6 protein-coding genes are annotated in these 5,150 nt (G+C 70.7%); 4 read left to right on the top strand and 2 right to left on the bottom strand.

Annotated features, from left to right (window positions below; genetic code table 11):
• From GBZ26_RS26650 to GBZ26_RS26640, 4 genes are all read left to right on the top strand, one after another.
• A partial coding sequence (locus GBZ26_RS26650; protein WP_486598853.1) for an O-linked N-acetylglucosamine transferase family protein occupies positions 1-468 on the top strand: 468 nt, incomplete at its 5' end.
• An 8-nt stretch (positions 469-476) separates the two neighbouring features.
• Complete coding sequence (locus tag GBZ26_RS26645) at positions 477-1,595, top strand: glycosyltransferase family 9 protein (protein ID WP_343207309.1); 1,119 nt, start codon at positions 477-479, stop codon at positions 1,593-1,595.
• A gap of 207 nt (positions 1,596-1,802) precedes the next feature.
• Positions 1,803-1,928 carry a hypothetical protein gene (locus GBZ26_RS30770; RefSeq protein ID WP_281427603.1) on the top strand — a complete coding sequence of 42 codons (126 nt, stop codon included), beginning with the start codon at positions 1,803-1,805 and terminating at the stop codon, positions 1,926-1,928.
• Positions 1,929-2,065: 137 nt separating this feature from the next.
• Positions 2,066-2,767, top strand: a complete 702-nt coding sequence (locus tag GBZ26_RS26640) for an SDR family oxidoreductase (RefSeq protein WP_200478674.1) — start codon at positions 2,066-2,068, stop codon at positions 2,765-2,767.
• Between the two features lie 79 nt (positions 2,768-2,846).
• Here GBZ26_RS26640 and dctP read toward each other — a convergent pair whose 3' ends face one another.
• Together dctP and GBZ26_RS26630 are read right to left on the bottom strand one after the other, a co-directional pair.
• Positions 2,847-3,878 carry a TRAP transporter substrate-binding protein DctP gene (gene dctP, locus GBZ26_RS26635; protein WP_051140962.1) on the bottom strand — a complete coding sequence of 344 codons (1,032 nt, stop codon included), beginning with the start codon at positions 3,876-3,878 and terminating at the stop codon, positions 2,847-2,849.
• Positions 3,879-4,007: 129 nt separating this feature from the next.
• Positions 4,008-5,150, bottom strand: a 1,143-nt coding sequence (locus GBZ26_RS26630) for an MFS transporter (RefSeq protein WP_174441411.1), incomplete at its 5' end; no start/stop codon positions are given.

Raw genomic sequence — 5,150 nt, 5'->3', positions numbered from 1 at the left:
CGGGTGCTGGACGCCTTCGCCGCCCATGGAGTCGAGGAGTCGCGGCTGCTGCTGCGCGGCACCGCCCCGGACCCCTACGAGGATTACCGGCTGCTCGATTGCGCGCTGGACCCCGTCTTCGCCAACGGCGGCACGACGACCTGCGACGCGCTGTGGATGGGGGTTCCCGTGCTGTCCATCGCGGGGGAGGCGATGATCTCCCGCTGGGGCGCCACCATGCTCGGCAGTGTCGGGCTGGGCGGGCTCGTGGTGGAGCGCGTGGACGATTACGTGGCGCTCGCCGTTCGGCTGGCCACGGACCGCGCCTTCCTGGAGGCGCAGCGCGCGGGCCTGCGCGAGCGCATGGCGCGCTCCCCGCTGATGGACGAGACGGGGTACGTCCGGGCGGTCGAGGCCGGCTACCGCATGGCGTGGCGGCGCTGGTGCGCCGGCCTGCCGCCCGCCCGCATCGACATCAGCGCGGCATGACGGGCGCCGTGTTCGACCTTTCGTCCGCCCGGCGCATCCTGGTGGTGAAGCTGGACGAGGCGGGCGACTTCGTGCTCGCCACGCCCTTCCTGCGCGGTCTGCGGGCTTCGGCGCCGCGGGCGCGCATCGTGCTGGCGGTGCGCCCCGCCGTGGCCGACCTCGCCGTGACCTGCCCGCACGCCGATGCGGTGGTGGCGCCGCACCCGAAGCCGGACGGCGGCATCGACCTGCGCGGTGTCACGCCGGGCGGTGCGGTGGCCTTTGCGGAGGCCTTCCGCGCCGGCTTCGACCTGACGCTGGTGCCCCGCTACGATTTCGACCGCCACGGCGCCACGGCGCTCGCCGCGAACAGCCGCGCCCGCGCCGTTGTGGGATTCTCCGAAACGGTCACGCCCTGGAAGGCGTCGGGCAACGCCGGCTTCGACCGCGCCTTCACCCACCGGCTGACCCCTCCGCCGGGCCGCCACGAGGTGGAGCAGAACCTCGCCTTGCTGCGCTTCGCCGGCGGCGTGCCGGACGGCGACGGGGTCGAACTGCATCTGACCGCGGAGGACCGGGCCGAGGCTGCCCGCCTGATGGCCGATGCGGCGGGGGAGCGGACCATCGCCGTGGCGCCGGGGGCCGCCGCGTCGCGTCGCGAATACCCGCCGGAGCGGCTGGCGGCGGTGGTCGCCGTGGTGGCGATCGCGCTCAGGGCGCGGGTGGCGGTTCTCGGCACGGAGTTGGAGCGGGCGGCGGCGGAGCGGATCGCCGCCGCCCTGCCGGGGCGGGTGACCGACCTCACCGGGCGGACCGGGCTGCGCTTGGCGGCGGCGGTGATCGAGCGGACGGCGGGGCTGATCGCCATGGATTCCGGCCCCGCCCACCTGGGGGCCGCGGTGGGCGTGCCGGTCGCCGTCTTCTCCTGCCATCCGGAGGGCGGGGACTCCAACCACGTCCACGCGCCGGAGCGCTTCCGTCCCTGGTGCGCGCGGGCGCTGGTGCTGCGGCCCGCGGCGGCGCTTCCGCCCTGTTCGGCGGAAAGCTGCACGGCGGCGGAGGCGCATTGCATCGCCTCGATCCCGCCGGAGCTGGCGGCGGCGCGCATCCTCGCCCTGTTCGGCGAGAGTGGTGGTGCATCGCCCTGAACCGCCCGTCGATCGGTTTCTGTGGCCGATGGGCAACCTTTGACGGCGCCGGCCCGGCAAAGCCCTTTCGGAGTGCCGCTTTCCGGCCTGTGGCGGCGCTGCATCACCCCCCGATATTTCGCGATATGGAAGCCACGCCCCTGGCACGAACGCCCTCGGAAACCGTATCTTATATGCATTGCAACATCAGCCGGTCCGTGAGGGATCATGAAGTCGTTCTTGTCCTCGCTTCAGCGGGATTGGGCGTCCTGGAGCCCGGTCGAGCGTTTCGTCGCCGTCGGCTTCGTCACGGTGGCTCCCGTCGCCTCGCTGGCTTTCCTGCTCGCCCTCTGACCGGTCCAATTCCGGCGCTTCCTTGCCGGTGCCCGAAGGCGCGCGCACGCTTCCCTTGGCCCCGTCCTGCATCCGGTGCGATACAGGAGGAGAGAAGGAACGGACGAACCGTTCCGGCAGGAGAGGGGTGACGAATCATGGGCGATAAGGTTGCCATCATCACCGCGGGCGGCAGCGGCATGGGGGCCGCGGCGGCGCGGCGCCTCGCGGCGGACGGGTTCAACATCGCGGTGCTGTCCTCCTCCGGCAAGGGCGAGGCTTTGGCGGAGGAACTGGGCGGGATCGGCGTGACCGGCTCGAACCAGTCCGCCGAGGACCTGGAGCGTCTGGTGACCCGGACGATGGAGCGCTGGGGGCGCATCGACGCGCTGGTGAACAGCGCCGGCCACGGGCCGCGAAAAGGCCTGCTGGAACTGACCGATGAGGACTGGCACAAGGGGATCGAAGTCTATTTCCTGAACGTCGTCCGGGCGGTCCGGCTGGTGACCCCGGTCATGGTCGGGCAGAAGGGCGGGACGATCATCAACATCTCGACCGCCTGGGCCTTCGAGCCGAGCCCGATGTTCCCGACCTCCGCCGTCGCGCGGGCCGGGCTGGCCTCCTTCACCAAGCTGTTCGCCGACCAGTACGCCGCCGACAATGTGCGGATGAACAACGTGCTGCCCGGCTGGATCGACAGCCTTCCGGCGACCGAGGAGCGGCGCCAGGGCGTCCCGATGGCCCGCTACGGCAAGAGCGAGGAGATCGCGGCGACCGTCGCCTTTCTCGCCTCTGACGGGGCCGGCTACATCACCGGACAGAACATCCGGGTGGACGGCGGCCTCATGCGGTCGGTCTGAGCACGCATAAAAAAACGGTGCGGATGGCGCTCCTTCCGGAACGCCGCCCGCACCGCGAGGTGAAGCGAGGGGGATCGCCTCAGCTCTTGTTGCCGACGATGGCCTGATACTGCTTCCAGATCTCAGGGTAGCGCCGGACATAGTCCTGGTTGACCTTGTTGGCGATCTCGCGGAACTTCGCCTGCTCCGCCTCGGGCGCCACGGCCAGACGCCCGCCCTGGGCGATCATCTGGTCCATGGTCTTCTTGTCGGCGTCGATGGCGCGCTGCCACTGCTTGGCGATGATCTCGTTGGTGGTCGTCTCCACCACCTGGCGCAGGTCGTCGGGCAGGCCCTTCATCCACTTGTCGTCGACCAGGACCGAGTAGGTGAGCAGGCTCATGCCCGGCACCAGCGAGGCGACCTTGGCGGCGTTGGTGCCGACCATCTCCCAGCCGCCGGCCGAGGTGTAGATGCCGTCGATGGCCCCCTGCATCAGCGCCGCCGCCATTTCGGAGGCGGGCATCGACACCGGGCTGGCCCCGAAGTCGCGCATCAGAAGCTGAAGGACGCGCCCGCCGGTCAGGCGGATCTTGCTGCCCTTCAGGTCGCCGACGGAGTCGACCTCCTTGTCCTTGAACAGGAAGATCAGGTCGGCGGTGCGCATCAACCCCATGACGCGGATGCCCTTGTCGGCCACCAGACCGGACAGCAGCTTGGAGACCTCCTGCGCGGTTTCCGGCTTGGACATCGCCGCGTCGGTGACGGCGAAGGGCAGGTTCACCACGCCGTACTGCGGGGCGATGCTCTCAAGCTGCACGCTGACCGGCCAGACCATGTGCACGGCGCCCGACCCGAGGGCGGCGACGGCGTCCTTGTCCTTGTAGAGCGTGCCGGAATGGAAGACCTTCGGCTTGATGCGGCCCTTCGAGCGCTCCTCGATGAGGGCGGCATACTCGTCCATCATCTTGGCGGTCCAGTGGGACGTCGCGATCTCGTCCGTCATCACCATCTCGACCGGCGCCGCCTGCGCGCGGGCCTGGCCCGGCGATCCGGCGGCCAGCCCGGCCACCGTCATTCCCACCAGCAGCGTCTTCGCCCAGAATGGCCTGAACAGCGACGGATTGAACATCGGCTTCCCTCCCAAGATTGCGTTCGGACGCTTCTGGCCCGCTTGTCCGAACGATCATAGGGGAAAACAGTGCGGCATGCCAACATTATTGTACGGACAACTCTATGCGATGGTTGGTGAGCCGCGCCATCAGCTTTTGCGGCGCGACCAGAACAGGACGGCCGCCGCCCCGGCCAGCGGGAAGGCCATCATCAGGGCGAAGGTCTCGCCGTAGCTGCCGACCGTGTTGAACAGGGTGGCGAACAGCGCCGGCCCGACGACGACGCCGGAGAAGGTGAACATCAGCGCGCCGCCCGTCGCCGTGCTGGCCGTGCCCTTCGGCGCGACCCGCGCCACCTCTGCCAGGAACACGCCGTTCCAGCCGATGGCGGCGATGCCGAACACCGTCAGAACACCGATCACCGCGGGCACCGGCCAACTTGGCCCCAGACCGGCGGTGGCCAACGCGGCGCTGGCGGACAGCACGCCGATCCCGCCCAGCACCGCCACACCGGAGCGCAGCCGGTCGGCCAGCAACCCCCAGCCGATGCGCGCCGCCGCCCCCGCCGCCTGCATCACCGACACGGCCAGCCCGGCGGACACGATGGACCAGTGCAGGTCGTGCACCAGCATGTTCACCGTGAAGGCCATCAGCGACAGCTGGATCGCCGAGAAGAAGAATCCCATCAGGGCGAAGCCGCGCAGCGCCGGCACCCGCCAGACCAGCCGCGGCCCCTCCATCAGGTTGCCGCGGATCGGCAGACCGGGGCTGCGGTCGTCGTCCCACACCCGGCGGCCCGGTGCGAAGAGGGCCAGCAGCAGCGCGAACATGCCGGCCACCGCCAGCGCCGCTCCGCGCCAGCCGGCGATCTCGCCGATTCCCGGCAGGGTCAGCCCGGCCAGCACGCCGGCCAGCGGCACGCCGGTCTGCTTCAGCGAGAAGACCAGATTGCGCCGGGCCGGCGGGGTGAAGCGGTTCAGCAGGTGGGAGGAGGAGGGGTTCACCAGCCCGTAGCCGATGCCAAGCAGCACCGACGCCAACGCCGCGACCCACAGAAAGCCGGTGGCGATGCCGAGGCAGCCCACCAGCCCCAAAGCCAGCGCCAGGACGCCCACCGTCCCGGCGCCCCAGCGGCGGACCACCAGCCCGGCGAAGGCCGACACCAGGGCGGCGGCGCTGTAGATGACGCTGATCTGGTAGCCGACCGCCTCCGACCCCACCCCCAGCGAGGCGGCGGCCAGCGGGGCGACCGTCGCCAGCGTCAGGACCGACAGGGTGGCGACGGTCTGGAC

It is taken from the genome of Azospirillum formosense (assembly GCF_013340925.1).
GTDB classification, from domain to species: Bacteria; Pseudomonadota; Alphaproteobacteria; order Azospirillales; family Azospirillaceae; genus Azospirillum; species Azospirillum formosense.
Note: the sequence above shows the minus strand (reverse complement) of the source record. Positions and strands in the feature narration are given on the sequence as shown.